The sequence below is a fragment of the Frankia umida genome (genome assembly GCF_023242945.1).
Taxonomy (GTDB): domain Bacteria; phylum Actinomycetota; class Actinomycetes; order Frankiales; family Frankiaceae; genus Frankia; species Frankia umida.
On record NZ_JALKFT010000086.1, the window covers coordinates 1 to 1,706 of the forward strand.

The following is a 1,706-nucleotide window of genomic DNA, read 5'->3' on the forward strand; positions in this document are numbered from 1 at the left end:
TGGTAGCTGTTCAGCTCGGGTGAGTGGTTCGGTGGCTGTATTTGCGCAGGTGGGAGTGGCCGTCGGTGGGATCGGTGCTCCGCGGACGGCTGGGTGGGTGGGATCGTCAGCCGGGTTGGGCTGTGGGGGGTAGCCAGGGGCCGGTGGTGAACAGTTGAGTGAGCGCGTCGAGGGTGTCGAGGCCCCATTTGCTGGCGGTCGAGAGGTAGGACTGCACGACGGCGAAGTCGGCGAGGCCGTGCAGGGTGCGCCAGCAGCCGCCGGAGGTCCGTTGTTGGACCTTGACCGGTCGGACGTCTCTCTCCGCGAGATTGTTCGAGAACGGGACGGTCAGGTCGGTGGCGAACCGCAGGATCATGTTCTCGTAGCGGCGGAACCGGCGGATCAACGTCCGCGCGTCGGTGGCCAGAGGGCTGTGTGTGCCCTGGTTATCGACGTCGCCGCGGGCGAGCGCGCCGAGGTAGTGGTTACGGATCCGGGCGAGGACCTCGGGAGCCAGAACGGCCTGCCCGGCGTGACGCGCGGCGCCCGCGGCATGGTGGGCGTCGAGCAGGACGTCTGCCATCGCGTCCGCCCAGACCTGCCCGGCCGGGTCGCCGTCGTGGACCGCGCGCAGGTCGCGGAGCAGGTGGGCTCCGCACCAGGCGTGCAACGCGCCGGTCAGGTGGGCGTAGCCGGTGTAGCCGTCGCGGACCAGGGTGCCGGTGAACGCCGGCCAGACCCCACCGGCGTCGATCGTGGCAGCGGTGCGGTCCCCGACGTGCATCACCGTCAGATAGTCGGTGCAGGCCACATGCAGGTAGCGCAGCGCACCGTCGGCGCGGGCGGTGGTCTCATCGGCATGCGCGACCGGCGCGGCGGCGATCAGCTCTTTCACCCGGGGCAGGAACGTCGTGGCCAGCAGCCGGGCGGCCCGGCCCCGCACAGTGGCGACCCAGCCCGAGGACACCCGCGCACCGGCCAGGGCAGCGAGGATCGCGGCGGCACGGCGGACCGGCAGGTGATGCGCACAGACCAGCCATGCCGCCCGGGCGAGCAGACCCGGCCCGTAGCCGACCCTGCCGGTCACCCCCACTGGGGCCTGCCCGGCGCTGGTCGCCGCACAGCACGGGCAGACCCTGGCCACGATCCGATACTCGGTCACATACGGCCGCGGCGGAGGAGGCGGAACATCGAAGACCTGATGGCGCCGTGTCGCGAACACCGACGCATCCGCCAGCGACCCACCACAACCGGTACAGGCCGGCGGATCCACCACGACGATCTCATCCGGGTCGGTGACCATGTTCCGGGTCTGCCCCGGCTCACCAGGCTGTTTACCCCGCGGCCGGCCCGACGACGTCCGCGACGACCGTTGCGGTGCCTTCTTCGTGAACGGGCTGTCCGACGACGGCGGCCGCGACGACGTCCCGCTGTCCTTGCCCACCTGCCGTTCCAACACCTCGACCCGCGCGGCCAACCACTCGACCTGCCCGGCCAGCCGCTCGATCAGCGCCGCCTGCGCGGCGATCGTGGCATCCCGCTGCCCGATCAGCGCGGCCTGCTCCGCGACCAGACACACAAGCTGCTCATAGCTCGGCTGGTCACTGACTCCCACACCATGAACCTAGAGACCAGGATCCATCGCCACACAACCACCAGAACGATCAACACACAAGATCCAGCGAACTACCAGCCACCCCCGGCGACCCCAGCTGAACAGCTAC

General features: G+C 70.3%; 1 protein-coding gene. It reads right to left on the reverse strand.

The window, feature by feature from the left end:
- Positions 1 to 106 precede the first annotated feature (106 nt).
- Positions 107 to 1,561 carry an IS66 family transposase gene (gene tnpC, locus MXD59_RS25870; RefSeq protein ID WP_248827177.1) on the reverse strand — a complete coding sequence of 485 codons (1,455 nt, stop codon included), beginning with the start codon at positions 1,559 to 1,561 and terminating at the stop codon, positions 107 to 109.
- Positions 1,562 to 1,706: the final 145 nt, after the last annotated feature.